We start from the raw sequence: 19,029 nt of genomic DNA, 5'->3' as shown, positions 1-19,029 counted from the left end.
CTGCTGCGAGTACCGAGCAGGCTCAGGGGATCGAGCAGGTGAACAAGGCGATCAGCGAGATGGACGAGATCACTCAGCAGAACGGCGCGCTGGCCGAGGAAGCGACCAGTGCCAGTGAGGAACTCGCGACCAACGCGATCGACATGAACCAGGTCCTGTCGTTCTTCTCCTCGGGTGATAACGGCGGACACCACGAGATGGACACACCGCCCACATCCCCCAAGCCTCACGCTGCCGAGCCGAGTCCTCTGACTCAGTCAGCGCCAGTTCCGGAATCCTCCGGTCCCGAAGGGTCCGACGATGAGTGGGAAGAGTTCTGATACGGACGTCGGTTCCAGCACACCTCAGCTGAACATGATGACCTGTCGGGCAGCTTCACCTTTGCGCATGAGGTCGAATGCGTCGTTGATCTCTTCAATCGGGATCCGCGATGAAATCATCTGGTCGAGGTGCAAGCGCCCGTCCAGGTAGAAGTCGATATAGCGCGGCATGTCGAAGCGAAACCGGTTCGATCCCATGTACGAGCCGGTCACGTTCTTCTCCTGGAGGGTGAGATCCGCTGCGGAGATCGGCACCATCTGGGTGATCGGCACGACGCCAACCAGTACCGAGGTCCCCCCGCGTCCCGTCATCGCAATCGCCTGCTGGACCGTCGCCACGGTTCCGATGCACTCGAACACGAAATCCGCACCGCCCCCGGTCAGATCGTGGACCGCTGCTGTGGCGTCGTTCTCGGAGGCGTCGACGCAGTCTGTCGCGCCCAGTTCGCGTGCGAGGTCGAACTTCCAGGCCTGGGTATCGACCGCGATGATCTTGCCCGCACCGCGCAGGCGCGCGCCCTGAATCGCTGAAAGCCCAACGCCACCGCAACCGATCACGACCGTGGCCTCACCGGCCCGGACGTCGACGGTGTTGAGCACTGCGCCAAGACCCGTCGTCACACCACAACCGATCAAGGCCGCGCGATCCAGCGGCATGTCTTCGCGAATCTTCACCAGCGAGCGCTCTGGACACAGCATCTTCTCGGCGAAGGAAGAAAGGTTGGCAAACTGCATGATCGGGTCTCCGCCCCGACTGAGTCTTGGCTTCGCGTCCAATGGGCGACCCTCGTACTGGCTCGGGCACAGATAGGGTCGTCCAGCGGTGCAGAACTTACACACCCCGCACCATGAAGTGAGACAGCCGATCACGTGATCACCGGGAGCGAATTCGCTCACGCCCTGCCCCACGGCCTCGACGATTCCAGCCGGCTCGTGGCCCAGGATGCACGGAGGGGGGACCGGAAGCGAGCCTTCGATTACGTGAAGATCGCTATGGCAGATACCGGAAGCGGACGTCTTCAAGAGAACTTCACCGGGACCGGGATCGTCGATCTCCACGTCTTCGATCTCGAGCGGCGCATTGTTCGCACGCATCACGGCGGCCTTCATCGCGTTTCTCCTTGGCTGTTTCCCATGACATCCGACAATGCCCGAGACTCGTTCGTCCTCGAGCACCGGTTTTTCACTCGCCCGTGAATACAGGCTTTCGCTTTTCCGCGAAGGCCCGCGGTCCTTCGCGGGCGTCTTTGGAAGCGAAGACGGGCCCACCGTACTCGAGTTCCTTTTCCAGGGCTTCGGCTTCGCTATAGCTTTCGTCGATCTCGCGCAACACGCGCATGAGAGCGCGGATCGAAACGGGGCCATTCTCGCAGATCACCGCGGCGATCTTCCGCGCTTCGGCCAGGGCCTGACCACTGGGAACCACCCGACCGACCAGTCCGAAGTCGAGCGCTTCCTGAGCGGTGACGTGTCGCGCAGTGAGCAGGATCTCGGCGGCCAGGGTGTAGGGGATCTGTCGGCGCAGGCGCACACTGGATCCGCCGAGTGGAAAGAGTCCGCGCTTGGCCTCGGTGACGCCGAAGATCGCATCCTGTGCAGCGACGCGGATATCGGTGCCCTGGAGGATCTCCGTGCCTCCGGCTACTGCAAAACCCTCGACCGCCGCGATGATGGGCTTCATGGGTCGGTTGTGCCGGAGCAACGCCTGCCAGTGAACGTCGGGCACTTCGGCCATCAGCTTCTGGAATTCCTCGTCCTTCTCTCCGCCCCCTCCCATCGCCTTGAGGTCGGCGCCGGCACAGAACACATCGCCGCGACCGGTGAGGATCGCCACCCGGAGGTCGGGATCCTCGTCGAGCATACGCCAGGCCCGATACATCCCCGCCAGCATTCCGCTGCTCAATGCGTTCTTCGCTTCAGGCCGGTTGAGAGTGACAGTCAACACATGGCCCTCGCGTTCGACCAGACAGTGCTCGGGATTCATGACGGGGAACTCCTGCGTCGGGGGATGTCGGCAAAAAGACTCTGTGCGCGACCCGAAGGCTCGCAGGAGCGCATCATTTCATTTCGTAGTCGGCGAGGCGCGGCTTTGCCATTTCGTCGCGAAGGCGGTCGAAAGTCCAGGGCCAGACGGCCGGCACGCCATCGGCATCCAGATACCAGCTATCGCATCCGCTCTGCCAGATCGTCGACTTGGCCGCCTCTTTGCGATCGACGTCGAAGCGGTCCAGCGCTTCTTGCTTCGCGCTCACCTCTTTGCACGCACCGGAAAGAACCTGCTCGACCAACTGCATGATGTACGCAAACTGCAGTTCCGCGACCTCGATCAGAGAAAAATTCCCCACCGGCCCGTTGGGGCCGTTGAGCATGAAGAGATTCGGGAACTCGGGAACCGAGATCGCCATGTAGGCACTCGGACCTTCCTTCCAGGCTTCCTCGAGCGAAACACCGCTGCGGCCGGTCACTTTCATCGGCCGCATGAAGCGATCAACCCGGAAACCCGTGGCGAGAATCAGCACATCCAGTTCGTGCAGGGTTCCGTCACTCGTTCGCACGCCGTTTTTCTCGATCCGCTCGATGTCATCCGTAACGAGGTGCGCATTGGGGCGCTGGATGGCGTCGTAGAAGTTCTCCGACATGATCAAGCGCTTGCAGCCCGCCCGATAGTTCGGCCGGAGCCGCTCTTTGAGTTCCGGATCCTTCACGCTGGTCTCGAGATTCGCCAGGCAAGCTTCGTGAATCGCCACGAGTTGTGGAGAACTCGCGTCGACGACAGCGTTGGAGAAGCCATCCGCAAAAATCTGCGCAATCTCCTCGCGCATCGCCTGAATGACCTCTGGGTGCTCCCGGAACTCCGTCTTCTCGACTTCGCTATAGGCCGGGTTCTCCTGAGGCATGACCCATTGGGCGGTCCGCTGGAAGAGTGAGAGCGAAGCCGCGTCGTCGACCAGGGCTGCCACGATCTGGATCGCGGTCGAACCCGTACCGATCACGCCAATGCGCTTGCCCGCAAGCGGTTCGTCGTGGTTCCACCGAGCACTGTGAAAACTCGTGCCCTCGAACGAATCGAGACCCTCGATATCGGGATAGGAGGGGTGGTGCAGAACGCCGGTCGCGGCGATCACAAAATCGCCCTCGTCGCTGGAGCCATCGGCCATCTGGATCTTCCAGCGCCCGTTCTCGAACTCGCAGTGGGTGATCTCGGTGTTGAACTGGATGCGCGAGTCCACTCCGTAGCGATGGGCCACGTCCAGGAAGTACTGCTGAATCTCGGCTCCGGGCGAGAAGCGATGGCTCCACTCGGGGTTGGGGGCGAACGAGAAGCAGTAGAAATGCGAAGGAACGTCGCAGGCCACACCCGCGTACTCGTTCTCCCGCCACGTACCCCCGAGGCGTTCGGCCTTTTCGTAAATCGCGTAGTTGTCAAGACCGGCTTCCTGCAGCTTGATCGCGCTGAGGATCCCCGACATTCCCGCTCCAATGATGATGAAGCGCGGACCGCTACCCGTCGAATCGCTCGTCATGTCTTCTCCCGGAATCAGTGTTGGCTGGACCCCGTGATCTTAAACCCTTTCGGGTTCCTTTTCCGATTCGCCAGAAACCAGTCGGCCGGGTCCCCGGTCGTTACTCCGCCAGACCCACTTCACGGTATTTCGAAAACGTGCGATCCGTAATCAGACCGATCCGCTCCAATTGCGGATAGGCGTAGTCGCGAAAGGGGTTCGGTTGCGCTTTGAGCGCCTCTGGATCGCTCAGTCTCGAGATGATCTCGTCGTTCGCCTTCTTGGGGTCGATACCGAGATCCCTGTAGACCTGGTCCAGTGGATCGACCCATTTCTTGCCCTGCTGCTCTTCCATCAGGCCATTGGTCGCCAGAATCGTCATCGCGGTGAAGGCGAAGTCCTCGAGGCGGTCGCGATCGCGCTCGTTCATCTTCGGGATCTCGTCCTTCATGTAGATCAAGCCGTAGGACACGTGCCGCGCTTCATCCTGCGCAGTGAGTTCGAAGACCTTGCGAAGAACATCGTCTTCCGTGATCTCCTGCATCTTCTTGAACGATCCCATCGCCAGGCTCTCCGCGATCACCTGCATTCCAACGCACTTCATCTGCCACAAGTCCGCCTGCAGCACGGCATTGAGCAGCGCTTTCAGTCCGGGCATGATCGGGTAGATCCGGTCGAGGCGTTGGATGTAGCGGGCGAAGACCTCGACGTGGCGCGCCTCATCGATCACCTGGGTAGATGCGTAGAGCTTGCCGTCCATGTCCGGAACGACCTCGACGAGTTGACCGCAGATCATCATCGCGCCCTGCTCGCCGTGCAGGAAATTCGACAAGAGGTGAGCCGAGCGCCGCTTTGATAGTTCGATCTGCTTCTCGGTCGGAAGCGCCTTGACGAAGTCGTACGGCTCGACTCCGGGATCGGACATCATGTCTCCCACAGACGCGGGATCGGTCTCGAGTTCCCAGGGAATATCCGTGGCCGCGTTCCACTGCTCCTTCTTCGCCAGTTCGTAGAGATCGCGCAGGGCCTTGATGTTCGTGTCGTAGTCGTAGCGCCAAAGCGCCTGGACGGTGGTATCGATGACCTCGAAATCCATGATTCAGTTCTCCACGTTTTTGTTGGGGCAGAATCCGGCCGCCCGGCAAGCGAATATCGGATCGCGTACCCTGGTTCTCGGACTGCGAGATCCATGATAGAGCGCCCCCATAGGGTGGATCCTGTCCGGTCCGGTCTGGAAACTGGTCAATTTCGGCCAGCGAAGGCGCGAACGGGTAGACTTCGGGAAATGCTTGAATCCGCTTCACGAGCGAGTTCCTACGGGTCGGTCAATGCGATCCTGCCGCTGCTCGAATACCTCGAAAACGCGGGCTTTGACCTGAGGGAACTTCTGGATCGAGTCGGAATCCCCGATTCCGCTCTGGTAGACGCGAAAACACGCTGCCCGATCGGCAAGCTCGAAGCACTCTGGCGGGTAGCGGCCCAGGTGACCGGCGACCCGGCCATCGCACTCCGAGTCTCCACCCGAGTCAAGGCGAATACGCTCGGCGTCATCGGCTACCTGGCTTCGGCCAGTGAATCCGGCCGCAGCGCCTTCGAACTCGTGAAAGGCCTGACTCCGCTGCTCTGGGAAGACTTCGAATGCGACCTGGAGAGCGACGGAAAAGTCGCGTTCATTCGCTGCAACCCGGGGTGCAAATCGCAGGCGAGCCGTTTCACCATCGAGTACGCGATCGGGCTCGCGATCGCGATGAGCAGACTTCTCGGCGCGGGTCAATCCGATCCCCTCGAGGCGAGATTCTCATTTTCCGCTCCCGCATACGCGGACGAATACGCGCAGATACTCGGACTGCCAGTCCGTTTCGACGCCGGTGAAGACGGGGTCTTGCTGCCGATCTCGATGATGGACAGCTCGAACCCCTCCGCCGACGCAACCCTCAGGCAGTTGCTGGAACGCTATGCCGCCAACCAGCTCGCCGCTATTCCGACGGCTGCGAGCTTCTCCCAGCGCATCCGAGCCTGCATAAGAACGACGCTACCGCTGAGCTGTCCGAGCGCCGACGCTGTCGCCGCCCAGTTCTCGATGAGCACTCGCACCCTGCGGAGACGGCTTCACGAAGAGGGCACGAGTTATCAGGAGATACTCGACGATGTGCGCGCCGAACTGGCGCGCCATCACATGATGGAAGAGAAGCGGGGAATCGACGAGGTCGCGACCCTGCTGGGATTCTCGGATCCCAGCGCTTTCGGTAAAGCCTTCCGCCGCTGGACAGGAACGACCCCGGCCGACTTCGCCCGCGCCAACTCGAGCTAGGGAACCTCTGCACAGGGAGGCTGCGGCTGCGAAGCGCGATGCATCCGCATGCGCTGCGTCGCGCGACCCTCTGCAGATCTACGGATCTGCGATCGGATCACGCTTCTTGCTCAGGCGGCGACTCCCGCTTCTCGCTCGATTCCTCCCTGTGCAGAGATTCCCTAGCCGGTCAGCCGACGGGCTCGCTCAGGCTCCACCATTGGTGCACGAGTTCAGCCGCAACCCTGGGAGAAAGCGCGTTGGCGGCCGGCGTGCCGACCGCACGTTCGTTGATCTGGCCCTCGTCGAGAATCGGCCGGTCGTCGATATGGCCGTGCTCGATAAAGAACTGCTCGAGGTCGTCCGCGGACTTGCTGCGAAAGCCGCTGAGCCGCGGATCCTTGTTGCGCTCGCGCAGCGCGACGAGCAGATCCGAGGCATTTCCAGCGAGTTCCGCAACGACTTCGACCACCGGGTTAAGAAACTTCTCGCTCAGCGCTGAACTCTGTTCGAGTTCCGCGCGTTCCACCCTCGCGCCGCGACCTTCACGCCAGGCGTGACAGAAGATCTCGAGCAGCTCGATCCGTGCCGTGAGCTGCGGGCCGACTTCGCTGCTAGCGATGAACTGTCTGGCCAGTGGACTCTCGCCTTTCAGCAGGTTGCGACATTGACCCACCGTTTCGATCCGCGCCTGCAGGAGATCGTAGAGAAGGGTGATGTCATCCCGGAGCACATAGAAGAGGTGTTGACTCATCGGGTCGCGGCGGGGATCGAGGGACGCGACACCGAGCGCGGCGCCGTAACTCTCGGGATCGGTTCCGTCCGGACTCGGCACGGAAGCCAGTGGCGCGACCCGCAGTACCGGAGCACCGTGACCGCGGGCTGCTTGCGCGCGAATCTGCCCGAGGTCATAGGTGTCCAGCTGATCGCAGCCTTCCTCGGCAAAGGCGGCCCGCAGGCGCTGGACATCGCTCGGGTCGTTGCTCAGGTAGAAGACCTGACGCGCTTCGTCGAGCACCATGCGCGCCAGGCTTCGGGCAATGGCGTGAAAGCGCTCCGGATCGCTGTGATCCAGAGCTTCGTCCAGGAACAAGGGCAGATCAGCACCCTGTTCCGCCTCCTCGGCAAAAGCGAGACGCGCCGCGAGGATGAGTTGCGCCCGGGTTCCGTCCGAGAGTTGTTCTGGACGGAGTCCGACGCCGTTGGTCGTATCGACGGCGACGAAGGAGCCACCATCGCTGGGGGAGACGTTCAACTCGTAGCGATGGTGAGTGAAGGAGGCGAAACGATCCCGTGCGCGTTCCAGCACGCGTGGCATCTGCTTCGTCTCATGTTCGTGGCGAACGCCTTCGATCAGGAAATCGGCTGCATGGGCTGCAAGAGCTTCAGCGCGGCGATCGCGCAACTCGTCCAGAACTGCACTCTTTTTCGCGAGCGCATCCTCGAGTGCGTGACCTTCTCGAGCTGCCTGCGCGGCCTGATGAATCTCCCCGATCTGGCGGTCGAGAGCCCCGCGCTGAGCAGATTCCGCCTTCAGGTCCGCCTGCTCTTCGGTCAGCTGGGCCGCGCCGCATGCCGCAAGTGCGGTTTCTTCCGCAGCGGCCAGATCCGACTCGGCGCGTTCGATACGCGACGCCAGTTCAGAGCGTTGAGTCTTCAACTGAAGGTAAGAGTCGAGATCGGCGAGAAGCCGCACGAGTCCAACGCGATCCCCCGCATCCAGCCCGGCGATCCGGAAGATCTCGACCCGACCGGCGTCGAGTTGCGCGATATCGCGATCGAGTCGTTCGCGAGTCTTCTCATCTCGAATCGCATTGGAGTTCGCACTCCGGAGCGCGAGGTCGCGCTCTTCGAGAGAGTGGACCGCCGCCCGAGCGGAAGCCGAGTCCGTCGGTGACGGCTCGCCGAACTCGGAAACAAATACGGCGATCTCTTCGAGCAGCTCGCATCGGAGTCGTACATACCTTTCGACCTTCGCCTGAGCGCGGAGTGCCTCCACCTGTGCGGCGCGGGATTCATCCAGGGCTCGCGCCAGCCCGACGAGTTCGACATCCGGTCGGATTTCGGCCAGGCCAAGGCGATCGAAGAGTGCGATGCGGCGCTCTTCCAAAGCGGCCGCGGGAGCTTCCAGGCCTTTCAAGTCCTGCTCGACTGTTCCGCGCTCAACCGACCGATCGCGAGCGCGTTTCTCGTCGGCATCGAGCTTGGCCGACTGGTCTTCATACTGTCGGAGGCGGTCTTGCACGAGTTCGACGGACCAGCGCTCCGGCGGCTCGAGCGCATCCGGGAACTGCTGCCTGGCGACCGAACGCCAATCGGTTGCATCGCGTGTCTCGAGCCGTGCCCGAGTCAGTAGAGCGGCCACCGCCAGACCGAATGCCCCTCCCATCAGCGCCGGAGTAAGCAGTGGAGTTCGTTCGAAGTAGAATCCGGCCAGAGCGAGTGCGAACAAGACGATTGCCGTCGCGATCCAGAAACCGCGCCCGGGCCAGAGCAGCAGCGCACTGGAGCGCTGATCGGGATCGGGTGCTCGCAACCAGGCCCGCAACGGTTCGATACCGCGCTTCAAGACTTCCGCACGTCGTCTGTCCTCGTCGGAAAATCCGCGCTCGGTCAGGAGTGCAAGTCGCTGCTCCAGTTCTTCCCGCTTCGCCGCGAGCGGATGGCTCTCCTCGAGGAACGCGAAGAGATCGAAATCATCGGCGATCGCGAGCGCGGTTCCGGGCTCGGCCCCCGTACCGCTTTCAGCGTGAGCACCGTGTGCGCGTCGCCTGGCCTCCGCTGCGCTTTGGCTGGAGGCCGCTTCACTCTTCGCGACCTCCAGATTTCGCTCGATCTCCGCGAGATTCTCCGCACGCTCGCGCCAGGTGCCGAGAACACTGCGCTCGATCGGCTCCTTCAGGAGAGTCAGGCTCGCGGCTTCGCGGCTTTCGCGGAGGGAGCCTTCCGCCTCTTCCCGGTCGTGTCGCTTCTGCGCAAGGTCTTCTTCGAACTTCTCCAGCCGCTCGACTTCTCTGCCATCCAGATCCGCGAGCGACTTGGGCAAGCCTTCGAGGTCTCTTTCCTTTTGCGCAATATCGGCGCGCATCGTCTCCAGTGAGAGCGCGGTCTCGTAGTGAACGAGGCGCTGCAAAGCGATCTCTGCGGCGTTCGCGCGCTTTTCCAGATTCTCGAGTTCCCGCTCGCGCTTCTCGAGACCGGCCTGGCCCAGTTCAGCGTTTCGAAGCTCGGTTTCGGCGGCGCTGAGAGCTTTGCTCTCCTTGCCCCCAACGCGTGGCGGCAGCGAGCCTCCGAACCGCTGCTGGACCGCATCGAGATCGAAGCCGCCCGCCATCTGCCGGCGAATCTCGTTTGGCAGGTTCAGGCCCGCGCGATCCGAAGCGTCGAGCAGGTCGCGCAGGCCGAGGAAGAAGCAACCTTCCAGGCGCTCACCCGGCAACGCAGGTGGATCCTCATCGATGCCGTCGCGTTGCCAGCGATGAAGTGAGCCATCGCGCACTACGCGCCAGGATGCGTTCTGGTGTTCAAAGACGGCACTGGCCGCAAGTCCGCCGTCCTTGACGCCCCGCTCGTGCCATACGAGCGCACGCACCGCAGCACAGAGTTGCGACTTCCCGATCCCGTTGGGCCCGACGATCACCGAGAGTCCGTCGCCCAGTTTTGTGAGTTCGAAGGGACGGTCGATCCCGGGGAGGCGCTCGATCGCGAGGTGACGCAGCTTCACGAGCGGGTTTCCGCATCGGGAACGCGCTGCGCGAGCAGCTCGCTCAATACAGCGGTCCCGGATTTCTTGAGCAGGCTGGCGAGCGCATCTTCGCACAGCGGATCCGCCGAGTCGCGTTGTTCGTCCAGGACCGACCAACGGGGCTCGCGTGCCAGGTCTTGCAGTTTCGAACGCGCGGCCTCCAGCAGTTCGCGTCTTGGCTCCCCAGGTTGCTCGAGGATGAGCAGCTTGCGCGCCAGGAGCGCAGGGGGATCGTCACCGCGCGCCAGTTCTTCCAGGTCAAGTGCGAGATCGAGACCGTCGAGCACTTTGTCGATGAAGACGAGCGTCTCCCCGGCCCGACGCGTTCCGCCTTTCCATCGCCCGCCTTTGGCAAAGTTGCGCAGCGCGTCGTAGTTCCGGGTAGCTCCCACGAGCCGCAAGCGCAGACCGAGGGCCTGCGGAGCGATTCCCCGGGTCTGGATCTGGCGCGCAAATCGCTCGGCCTCCTCGAGCAGACGATCGCCGACGTCTTCGGCCTCCTCGTCCTGCGCCACACGAACATCGAGATGTTCCCAGCGCAGCGGAGCGTTCGCGAGTTGTCGGGTTTCGATCTGGCCCGCTTTCGTGACACGCACCAGCCAGGGACCGCGCTGGCCCGTCTCGCCCGGATCGAGACCGACGAGCGAACCGAGGTAACCGCAAGGTCCCCGCTCACCGGTGCCGGCCGCCCCGGACAACGAAGGCTTGTGGATATGTCCCAGCAGCCAGGCATCGAGGCCCGCGTCGGCGAGTTCACGACGGGTGAAGGGTGCATAGCTTCCACCCGAAGCATCCAGATCGCCGTGAAGCAGACCGATGCGCGGAATCCCCGGATGCACAGGCGCCATCGGCTTGCGCAGGAGATCGGCGACAGGACTGCTGCGCACATGTTTTTCGGGAAAGGACCAGCCCAGAACCTCGAGTGCAGGCCGACCGTCCTTGTCGATCACGCGCGACTGCCAGCGGCCCCGTTCTCCCAGAAGTTCCAGACCCTCGATCATGCCCGCGAGACGGGGCAGAGCCTCCACGTCGTGGTTGCCGACCACGCCCAGCACCGGGATGTTGGCCGCGAGCAGGCGGCGGACCGCCTGTTCGAGCGGCCGAAGAGCTTCGAAACGAGCGTTCGTATCTTCGACGACATCTCCGGCAAACAGCACTGCGTCGACGCGCTCCTCGACGGCGCTATCAACCGCCGCCAGTAGCGCGGCTTCCGGCGTGAGAGCGCGGGGATCGACTCCGAGATCGGAGAGGCCCTCGGGTAGACTCGAAGGGCGCGTCCCGAGGTGAACGTCACCGATGGCCAGAAGCTTGAGATCGTCGGTCGATGATTCCGGATCGGAGAACAGCGTCAAGAAATCGCCCCTCTATCGCCTTGTCCTGCCTATCCGGTTTACTTCTCGATTTACTGCTTCGTAGCGTCGATGATAGCATTCCACTCATGCCCAACACAGCTTCCAACGGAATCACGATCGAATACGAAACCTTCGGGCGTCGGGAGAACCCGGCCCTCCTTTTGGTGATGGGCCTGGGGGCCCAGCTCACCCTCTGGGATCCCGACTTCTGTGGGATGCTGGCCGACAAGGGCCATCACGTGATCCGCTTCGACAATCGCGATGTGGGCCTGTCGACCTGGTTCGACGAACACGGCGCCCCGGACATCCTGTCTATGATGACTGCGATGGCCACGGGCGAGACCCCGGAGGTCCCGTACACCCTGGACGATATGGCGGACGATGCGGCGGGATTGCTCGATGCGCTCGGCATCGAACGCGCACATATCTGCGGTGCGTCGATGGGCGGCATGCTGGTTCAGACCCTGGCCATCCGCCATCCGGCCCGCGTGCTCAGCATGACCTCGATCATGTCGACCACGGGAAATCCGGAGGTTCCTCCGGCGTCCCCCGAAGCGATGGCCGTACTCACCGGTCCGCCGCCGAAGACGCGCGACGAAGCGATCGAAAACGGTCTGCGGGGCCGCGCAGTGATCGGCAGCCCGGGCTTTCCTTCGGATGAAGCGAGCGCGCGGGCGAACACGGCCCGCGACTACGACCGGGCCTTCCACCCTCAGGGCACGGCGCGCCAGATGGCGGCGATCATGGCCCATGGAGATCGTCGCGATGCGCTGCGCGAGCTAGACGTACCCACGCTGGTGATCCACGGAAGTGACGATCCGCTGGTCCACGTGGAGGGTGGCCGGGACACGGCCGCTGCCATCCCCGGTGCCGAGTTCTGGGAAATCCCAGGCATGGGACACGACCTGCCCGTTCAGTTGTTCGGCGATCTGGTGAAGCGGATCGCGGGATTCGCAGAAAAGGCACCCCGACGCTCGGGTTCCTGACGATTCAACGCACCTGGACATCGCCCCAGCAGACTAGGCCCCTCCGACGAAGTCCATTTCCCGGTCTACCAGAGCTTCCCAATCTTCGAGCTGGTCGCGAACGCCCAGGGAGTCGAGATAGGCGAGGTTGATCGGGCCTCGTGGACTCTCGCCAACCGCACCAATTCTCGCGTCCACCAGGGAACTCGCCACGTGTACGGCTGCGAGCTCGCCAAAAGCCCTCTGGGGAAGATCCATCGGCCGGTGGTGATAGGCGGCGGTTTCGAGAATCGGGTAAGGCAGCCCCCAGACGCCTAACAAATACGCACCGATCTCGGCATGGCTCACACCGTTGAGTTCTTCTTCAACGACGTACAGCGGTTGGCCGATCCTGCATGACTTTTCGATGGCTTCGGAAAGAACTTCCGGGAGCTGTGTAGCCATGACCAGCAGGCCGATGTCGTGAAGCATTCCGGCAGTAAACGCCTGATTGCCGATCTGCTTGTCATCGAACATCCGCGAGGCGATGTGTCCGGTCCACATCGAGCGCGCCTGGAGATCGGCAAGAAAATGCTCCATTGCAGCCGTCGCATTGGGAGGCGGCTGGAAGACTTCGATCGAGAGTACGAGATCTCGGAGCATATTGAGTCCGAGAAACATCGTGGCTTGACCGATATCTGCGACGCGTTGCGGGAGCCCAAAAAAGGCCGAATTCACCAGTTGCAGAAGTTTCGCCGACATCGCGACATCGGATTTCAGGATCTCCACGATCGGCTGCATTTCGGCGTTCGGATCCGCGATCGCTTCCAGGATCGCCGCATAGGTCTCTGGCCGCGAAGGCAGGCTGTCCAGCGTCCCGACGACCTGCTTTGCACTCTCGTTGCGGAGCAGAGAACGCAGCTCGCACGCCCGGGTCACGGCATCCTTGAGCACCTCGGCATCGCAGGGCTTGGTCAGGAACTGATGGGCGACCGGAACGGTTCGCATGACGCTCTCGAGTTCGGCATGGCCAGAGAGTACGAAGCGCACGGTCTCAGGAAATCGCGACTGGAAACACTTGAGCAACTCAGTGCCGTCCATGCCGGGCATCTTCATGTCGGTCACGAGCACGTCGAACGGAGACGCCTCGGCAGCTTCGAGTGCCTCGCGGCCACTCCCCGCAAAAACCATTTCCCATTCCTCGCGATGCGAACGCAGCATTCGCCGCAACCCGTCGAGGATGCTCTGATCATCGTCGACAAAGAGAATGCGGCTCAATCGACGCTCCCCGCGTTCTCCTCAACGCCAAGCGGCAGGCGAATGCGGAAGGTGCTCCCCTGGCCAACGGCACTCTGCACTTCGATCGTGCCGCCGTGCTTGTCCACGACGACGGAACGTGCAATCGCCAGTCCTTGCCCCGTACCCTTGCCCACTTCCTTGGTCGTGAAAAAGGGATCGAAGACCTTGATCCGAATCTCTTCCGGCATCCCCGGCCCGTCGTCCGAGACCTCGAGTACGACCCATTCATCGCCCTCTCGGTTCGTCCGAATGCGGATCAGGCCCTTCTCACGACCGTCCGAGCCTTCGGAAATCGCCTGGGCGGCATTGACCAGAATGTTCAACACCACCTGGTTGAACTCCCCAGCCAGACAGGGAACCGGTGGCAGGTTCGGGTCGAATTCCATTTCCAGTTCCGCAACGTATTTCCACTCGTTTCGCGCCACGGTAGCCGTACTCTCGATCGCCCGGTTCAGATCCAGCGGTTGTTTTTTCGCCAGTCCGGGATGAGAAAACTCCTTCATCGCCCGGACGATCTTCGCGACCCGACTGATACCCTCTCGCGATTGCAGGAGTGCCCGGGGAATCTCTTCCTCCAGGAACTCGATGTCGGCCGCCTCGGCGGCCTCGGCCACCTTGGCGACCAGTTCGGCCGAGACGTTGCCAGCCTCGGCAGCTGCTTGCAGCGCACGGTAGGTGCCGAGCAATTCCAGAAGTGCGCTGAAGGACTGCTGGAGAAACGCCAGGTTATCCCCCACATACTGGGCCGGGGTATTGATCTCGTGCGCGATTCCCGCAGCCAGCTGGCCAATCGCTTCCAGTTTTTGCGCATGCACGAGCTGCATCTGGGTTTCCACCAGACGTTGACCAGACACGAGACGGGCGCGCAGTTCGGCGGGTCGAAACGGTTTGTTGATGTAGTCGTCTGCTCCTGCCGCAAACGCCCGGTCGAGGTCTGCCTTTTCCGTCTCCTCCGTCAACATGACTGCGAACACGAAACGCCCGGAACGTTTGACCTGATCGATCACCTGCAAGCCGTCCAGGATTGGCATTTTCCTGTCGATGATCGCCAGTTGCAAAGAGTAGTCGCGACGAAACGCCTCGAGAGCCGATTCGCCATCCACGGCTGCAACCGTTTCGAAACCCCAGCTCTCCACCAGGGACTTGGTGTGCTCGAGGTGTGATCTCGAGCCGTCGGCCAGCAGTACTTTCATCGCGATGACCTCGGCCCGCAGGTGCCTGTTTCGACTCTTCCGGCATTCCCTCGGGAGAGTCGGTTTTCGGGGCAGATCCCCTCGCCCGTGGAGATCCACGCGCCTCGTATCGGCATACCGGAAGCGCTCGTGAACCGGGGGCCGGTGTCCGCACCGAACAGAGACAGAAATCCCCATTCCCAAGCCCGATTGAGGCGAACGGCCCCGTACCGGGCGAGAATGGAGCCCCCCGTGGCCTGCTGACTGGCACAATTCCTGCGGGCTTGATGGATATCGATTCAGCTTCCCAGTGGCGCCTTTCCCAGGCTCCGCACCAATTGGAACAAGGAACACCGTGGCGAAAAAGCCGAAGAAAAAGAGCCGAAACCGGAACAGGAAGCGGCCGGGTGGGCAGGTCTTGCGCGCGGCCAAGTCGGACTTCCTGAGCGATACCTATCCGTACCGGAAGAAGATGGATCTCGATGATTACGAGACCAACAAGCACCTGCTCCAGATCGAGCTGCTCAAGATGCAGAACTGGGTCAAAGAGAGCGGTCAGCGGGTGGTCGCGATTTTTGAAGGTCGGGATGCGGCGGGTAAAGGTGGAACGATCAAGCGTTTCATGGAGCATCTGAATCCGCGCGGTGCCCACGTGCACGCACTCGAGAAACCGAGTGAAAGAGAACGCGGTGAGTGGTTCTTTCAGCGCTATGTGATGTGTCTTCCCACTTCCGGAGAAATCGCGCTCTTCGACCGCTCCTGGTACAACCGGGCCGGGGTGGAAAGGGTGATGGGTTTCTGCAGTTCCGCCGAGTATCTCGAGTTCATGCGCCAGGCTCCGCAACTCGAGCGCATGCTCGTGAACGATGGCATCCACTTGTTCAAGTACTGGTTCTCGGTCAGCCGCGAGGAACAGGCGCGGCGCTTCCGTTCGCGCAAGAAGGATCTCCTCAAGCAGTGGAAGCTGAGTCCGATCGACATCCAGTCCTTTGGCAAATGGGAGGAGTACACAGAGGCCAAAGAAGCCATGTTCTTCTACACCGACACTGCGGACGCCCCCTGGGCCGTCATCAAGTCCGACGACAAGAAGCGAGCGCGTGTGAACTGCATGCGACACATGCTCAGCAGCCTCGACTATCCCGACAAAGACGAAGAAATCGTTCAACCACCCGATCCGTTGATCGTGGGCCCAGCGAACCGTCTCTACGAACGGGATGAACACATCCTCAAACCCGCCATCGTGGGAGTTGGTTGAGCGGGACGGAAACCAGGAGGGGTCATTGGACAAAAGGAAGAAAACAGGACGCCTGATGGTCCTCGATTCCGACGCCAATGTCGTCGCGAATAGCAACGCGAACGATTTGCTTGCAGCGGCGGAAAAGGCCGTCCGGAAGGCAAAGAAGGCCGCCAAGACGGCTCGACTCGCCGCGAAAATAGCGGCCGAAGCTGCCATCAAGGCCGACAAGGCGGCCTCGAAGGCAAAGTCGAGAGATTCAGCAGCCAAAAAGAGCGCCAAGCAAGAGTACGCCAAGAAGAAGGCCAGGAAGGCAAAGCGCAAGGACAGAGCTGCCAAGAGGGCCCGCAAGAATGGCTCCAAGAAGAAGGCTTCCTGATCGGAGCGGGGTGCTGCGTTTAACTCCGATCGGGCACCCCACTCGAAGGCGTTTTTCGATCTGGCCGCTCCAAGAATGCGAGGAGCGGGCCGGGAGTCGTTCAGCGGTAGTTCGAACTACCGATCAGGATGAACGCAATCCTACAGGGTTCCGTGCCTCGATTGTGCCAGGCGTGGCGAGTACCGCGCTGCACGACCACATCGCCCGCACGGAGATGGGCTTCGCCTTCGTCGAGTTCCAGGAAAACCTCACCGGACAGCACGATGCCGTAGTCGATGGTCTTCGTGGTGTGCATCCCGGGGCTGTCTTCTTCCATCACCCCGCCGGTATCGAAACGCGCGGCCGCCCGCGCCACGAGTTCTGCGAATTCATCTCGATCCGTGGGTTCATGGCCGGCGGGTAGAAACGTAAAGACACGCACGACCGAGCCGCCCGACGGCGGTTCAAGGCGAAACTTCTGCGCCTGTGCGGGATCGATCCTGGCCTGGGGATCGGGATTTGCGGGGTCGTCGATCCAGATTTCATCGTCGATCGCGAGTCCGAGATCGAGTTGGCCCGGAGTCGGGCCGTCGTGGACGAAGACGGATCTTCCATTTGCATCATTTCCTGTGACGACCCGTCGCGTTGGCTGTGCAGGCACTTTATTCCCCCTTCTCGTCAATCCGAGCGTTCAACCGACAGGCACCGCTGTCTGTGTTCCTCGCGCCAGTAACGCACCTTCATCATTGGTCATCTCGGCCTCTGCAAAGATGATGCGGCGCCCCTTGCGCACGATGCGACCCTTCACCGTCACTTCCCGCTCGCGTACGGGTCGCATGATTTCGAAGTGAAACGAAGCCGTGGAAAGCCCGCCGTTGACCGCTGTCGCCATGGCCATGTCGAGCATCGTCGCGACGATACCACCCTGAACCACACCCGCGGGAATCATGAAGTCCGGTCGCATGGTAAAACGAATCTCGCTGCAGTCCGGCTCACTCGCCAGGAACTCGGGATTCATGAGATTGAAAATCGAGACAGCCAAATCAGCCCTCACTGCGTTGTGGAATCGACGTGAAACTCGAGCCGCGATTCTAACCCGAGCCCAAGAACGAGACATCGGGAAGGACGATCCGGACGATTCCCATCTGCAGAGCTCCTCTGGATGATTGAAGGAACGACAGGAGGAAATTGCGGCTCTGCGAGGACGCGCCCTGTACTTCGATGAAGTCCTGAAGAAGGCGGAGGCCAGCAGCGTGGCCAAGGGCGGGTTCCTGGCGAGTATGAGCCATGAAAATCGCACACCGAGGAACGGCGTGATCGGAATGACGGACCTGCTCATGGGGACCGAGTTGAGCGATGAACAACGGGACTTCACCCAGACCGTCAAGGGCTCCCGCGACACTGCCCCGCTCCGCTTCGACGGTCGAGTGTTGGTCGTGGATGGCGACAGAGTGAATCGGAAGGCAGCGACCGCCCTCGTGGCCAACCTCGGTTGCCAGACCGACGCGGTATCCAGCGGCCGAGAAGCCGTGAAGGCGGTGAAATCCGTTCCCCACGACCTTGTATTGATGGACTGCCAGATGCCGGAATTGGACGGATTCAAAGCATCGAGGCTCATCCGGTCACAGGACCGGCAGGAGTTCACATCCCGATCGTTGCCTTGACCGCAGCTGCCATGCAGGGAGATAGAGAAAACTGCCTCGCCGCGGGCATGGACCATTACCTCTCGAAGCCGATCGATACCGCGAAGCTTCGCGAAGTGCTCGGGCACTTCATCCAGCCAGCCTGAACCGTCCCGCCTCCATCCGCACCCCACCCATTCTTCGGACCACGGGTTCGGGATGCCCGTCTCAAGGGTGGGCCGCCCAGGCCCGATATCCCAAGAGGGAGGAGCCTGAAATGAGTCTGATCACCAACTCGGAAACCCGCCTGCTCCTGGTCGATGGCAAGATCGACGAGTTCAACCGCCTCGCCGGAGAAGAGCAACCGGATCTGGAGAACGTCGATCTCCGCAGCATCGACCTGCGCGGGGTAGATCTCTCGCATGCGAACTTGCGCGGATCCTATATGCGCAACGCAGACATGCGGGGCCTCGACCTGTTTCACGCCGACCTCGATGGTGCCAGCATTCACGGCGCACGGATCAGTGGTGTGCGCTTTCCCCGCTGTCTGCCCCCCGATGAGATCCTTCTGGCGATGCAGTACGGTACGCGCCTGCGCGTACCGTCGAGCCCGTAGGAAGCCTCCCGCAAAGAAGTCGCGCTGACTTCGGAAGAACTGGAAACACCCGAAGGAAGAACTCCATCGGATGCTGCGCGAACTTACCTGGTAGAGCGAAAGCAGCGGTCTCCAGCTAGAAGAGCTGCGCGCTCGCAAACCCCCAGAAGAGAACCAGGAAACCGCCAATTTCGGCGACGATCAGCGCCGACATGAAGGCGATGACGGTGAACTCGGAAGCGCCCTTCCCCGCCTGAACCTGGCTGGAATCGAAGACATTGTCCGTGTCGCGCAACGCTCCGTGAAGCATGTAGTTCGCTATGGCCAGTGCGAAGAAGAGCAGAGGGAAACCCGTAGCGACCAACTCGAGCGTCGCGGAGTATTCAGAAACCTCCACGAAGCGGGCGAGTAAGAGCGAGGCAAAGCTGTAGAGGAGAGATGCGCGGTGAGCGGTGTCGACATAGGGATGCGCTCGCCCGTCGGCGCTCTTGCGGATCTGCGCGTACTTCCACACTCCGCAGAAAAGAGCGTTGAGAAAGAAGATCCCCGCGGCAAAGATGGCCAGTTTTTCGGCGGGCTCCATTTCACTCCTCCA

17 protein-coding genes are annotated in these 19,029 nt (G+C 61.7%); 6 read left to right on the top strand and 11 right to left on the bottom strand.

All coding sequences use genetic code 11. From position 1 onward, the window contains the following. Nucleotides 1-344: 344 nt before the first annotated feature. The 4 genes from GY725_02600 to GY725_02585 form a co-directional block, all read right to left on the bottom strand. Nucleotides 345-1,430 (bottom strand): Zn-dependent alcohol dehydrogenase, encoded by a 1,086-nt coding sequence (locus GY725_02600; GenBank protein ID MCP4003065.1) that lies wholly within the window; start codon nucleotides 1,428-1,430, stop codon nucleotides 345-347. Nucleotides 1,431-1,503: 73 nt separating this feature from the next. Continuing rightward, a complete protein-coding gene (locus tag GY725_02595; protein MCP4003064.1) occupies nucleotides 1,504-2,304 on the bottom strand; it encodes a crotonase/enoyl-CoA hydratase family protein in 801 nt (266 codons plus the stop codon). Between the two features lie 73 nt (nucleotides 2,305-2,377). After that, nucleotides 2,378-3,844, bottom strand: a complete 1,467-nt coding sequence (locus GY725_02590) for an NAD(P)/FAD-dependent oxidoreductase (protein ID MCP4003063.1) — start codon at nucleotides 3,842-3,844, stop codon at nucleotides 2,378-2,380. Between the two features lie 100 nt (nucleotides 3,845-3,944). After that, nucleotides 3,945-4,919, bottom strand: a complete 975-nt coding sequence (locus GY725_02585) for a ferritin-like domain-containing protein (protein MCP4003062.1) — start codon at nucleotides 4,917-4,919, stop codon at nucleotides 3,945-3,947. A 189-nt stretch (nucleotides 4,920-5,108) separates the two neighbouring features. On the opposite strand from GY725_02585, the gene GY725_02580 reads away from it, so the two are divergent. Further along, nucleotides 5,109-6,134: an AraC family transcriptional regulator gene (locus GY725_02580; GenBank protein MCP4003061.1), complete on the top strand. Its 1,026-nt coding sequence runs from the start codon at nucleotides 5,109-5,111 to the stop codon at nucleotides 6,132-6,134. Between the two features lie 169 nt (nucleotides 6,135-6,303). Here the strand turns inward: GY725_02580 and GY725_02575 are convergent, their stop codons facing one another. Together GY725_02575 and GY725_02570 are read right to left on the bottom strand one after the other, a co-directional pair. Continuing rightward, the gene (locus GY725_02575) at nucleotides 6,304-9,837 is read right to left on the bottom strand and encodes a hypothetical protein (protein ID MCP4003060.1); all 3,534 of its coding nucleotides are present in this window, start codon (nucleotides 9,835-9,837) and stop codon (nucleotides 6,304-6,306) included. Further along, a complete protein-coding gene (locus tag GY725_02570) occupies nucleotides 9,834-11,210 on the bottom strand; it encodes a DNA repair exonuclease (GenBank protein ID MCP4003059.1) in 1,377 nt (458 codons plus the stop codon). Before GY725_02570 ends, GY725_02575 begins: the two co-directional genes overlap by 4 nt. A gap of 86 nt (nucleotides 11,211-11,296) precedes the next feature. On the opposite strand from GY725_02570, the gene GY725_02565 reads away from it, so the two are divergent. Then, nucleotides 11,297-12,196, top strand: a complete 900-nt coding sequence (locus tag GY725_02565) for an alpha/beta fold hydrolase (GenBank protein MCP4003058.1) — start codon at nucleotides 11,297-11,299, stop codon at nucleotides 12,194-12,196. Nucleotides 12,197-12,229: 33 nt separating this feature from the next. Here the strand turns inward: GY725_02565 and GY725_02560 are convergent, their stop codons facing one another. Both GY725_02560 and GY725_02555 read right to left on the bottom strand, forming a co-directional pair. Continuing rightward, nucleotides 12,230-13,432, bottom strand: coding sequence for an HDOD domain-containing protein (locus GY725_02560; GenBank protein MCP4003057.1), 1,203 nt, complete (start codon nucleotides 13,430-13,432; stop codon nucleotides 12,230-12,232). After that, complete coding sequence (locus GY725_02555; protein ID MCP4003056.1) at nucleotides 13,429-14,646, bottom strand: response regulator; 1,218 nt, start codon at nucleotides 14,644-14,646, stop codon at nucleotides 13,429-13,431. Before GY725_02555 ends, GY725_02560 begins: the two co-directional genes overlap by 4 nt. 451 nt (nucleotides 14,647-15,097) lie before the next feature. On the opposite strand from GY725_02555, the gene ppk2 reads away from it, so the two are divergent. Both ppk2 and GY725_02545 read left to right on the top strand, forming a co-directional pair. Continuing rightward, nucleotides 15,098-15,880, top strand: coding sequence for a polyphosphate kinase 2 (gene ppk2 / locus GY725_02550; GenBank protein ID MCP4003055.1), 783 nt, complete (start codon nucleotides 15,098-15,100; stop codon nucleotides 15,878-15,880). A 25-nt stretch (nucleotides 15,881-15,905) separates the two neighbouring features. After that, nucleotides 15,906-16,238 (top strand): hypothetical protein, encoded by a 333-nt coding sequence (locus tag GY725_02545; protein MCP4003054.1) that lies wholly within the window; start codon nucleotides 15,906-15,908, stop codon nucleotides 16,236-16,238. 100 nt (nucleotides 16,239-16,338) lie between these two features. On the opposite strand, the gene GY725_02540 is transcribed toward GY725_02545, so the two are convergent. After that, nucleotides 16,339-16,878: a cupin domain-containing protein gene (locus GY725_02540; GenBank protein ID MCP4003053.1), complete on the bottom strand. Its 540-nt coding sequence runs from the start codon at nucleotides 16,876-16,878 to the stop codon at nucleotides 16,339-16,341. A gap of 30 nt (nucleotides 16,879-16,908) precedes the next feature. Further along, nucleotides 16,909-17,259, bottom strand: a complete 351-nt coding sequence (locus tag GY725_02535; protein MCP4003052.1) for a PaaI family thioesterase — start codon at nucleotides 17,257-17,259, stop codon at nucleotides 16,909-16,911. Nucleotides 17,260-17,383: 124 nt separating this feature from the next. Between GY725_02535 and GY725_02530 the strand changes: the two genes are divergently transcribed. Continuing rightward, nucleotides 17,384-17,881, top strand: a complete 498-nt coding sequence (locus GY725_02530; GenBank protein ID MCP4003051.1) for a response regulator — start codon at nucleotides 17,384-17,386, stop codon at nucleotides 17,879-17,881. A gap of 235 nt (nucleotides 17,882-18,116) precedes the next feature. Beyond that, nucleotides 18,117-18,455, top strand: coding sequence for a pentapeptide repeat-containing protein (locus GY725_02525; protein MCP4003050.1), 339 nt, complete (start codon nucleotides 18,117-18,119; stop codon nucleotides 18,453-18,455). Nucleotides 18,456-18,570: 115 nt separating this feature from the next. On the opposite strand, the gene GY725_02520 is transcribed toward GY725_02525, so the two are convergent. After that, complete coding sequence (locus GY725_02520; protein ID MCP4003049.1) at nucleotides 18,571-19,017, bottom strand: hypothetical protein; 447 nt, start codon at nucleotides 19,015-19,017, stop codon at nucleotides 18,571-18,573. Nucleotides 19,018-19,029 lie beyond the last annotated feature (12 nt).

The sequence above is a fragment of the bacterium genome (assembly GCA_024226335.1).
Classification (GTDB): domain Bacteria; phylum Myxococcota_A; class UBA9160; order SZUA-336; family SZUA-336; genus JAAELY01.
This window is presented reverse-complemented; position numbering and strand designations above follow the sequence as displayed.

Bases quoted from the DNA above. Each gene is read 5' to 3' on its own strand.
- GY725_02555 (MCP4003056.1), bottom strand. From the start codon at position 14,646: ATGAAAGTACTGCTGGCCGACGGCTCGAGATCACACCTCGAGCACACC.
- GY725_02580 (MCP4003061.1), top strand. From the start codon at position 5,109: ATGCTTGAATCCGCTTCACGAGCGAGTTCCTACGGGTCGGTCAATGCG.
- GY725_02565 (MCP4003058.1), top strand. From the start codon at position 11,297: ATGCCCAACACAGCTTCCAACGGAATCACGATCGAATACGAAACCTTC.
- GY725_02585 (MCP4003062.1), bottom strand. From the start codon at position 4,919: ATGGATTTCGAGGTCATCGATACCACCGTCCAGGCGCTTTGGCGCTAC.
- GY725_02590 (MCP4003063.1), bottom strand. From the start codon at position 3,844: ATGACGAGCGATTCGACGGGTAGCGGTCCGCGCTTCATCATCATTGGA.
- ppk2 (MCP4003055.1), top strand. From the start codon at position 15,098: ATGGATCTCGATGATTACGAGACCAACAAGCACCTGCTCCAGATCGAG.
- GY725_02520 (MCP4003049.1), bottom strand. From the start codon at position 19,017: ATGGAGCCCGCCGAAAAACTGGCCATCTTTGCCGCGGGGATCTTCTTT.
- GY725_02600 (MCP4003065.1), bottom strand. From the start codon at position 1,430: ATGAAGGCCGCCGTGATGCGTGCGAACAATGCGCCGCTCGAGATCGAA.
- GY725_02595 (MCP4003064.1), bottom strand. From the start codon at position 2,304: ATGAATCCCGAGCACTGTCTGGTCGAACGCGAGGGCCATGTGTTGACT.
- GY725_02525 (MCP4003050.1), top strand. From the start codon at position 18,117: ATGAGTCTGATCACCAACTCGGAAACCCGCCTGCTCCTGGTCGATGGC.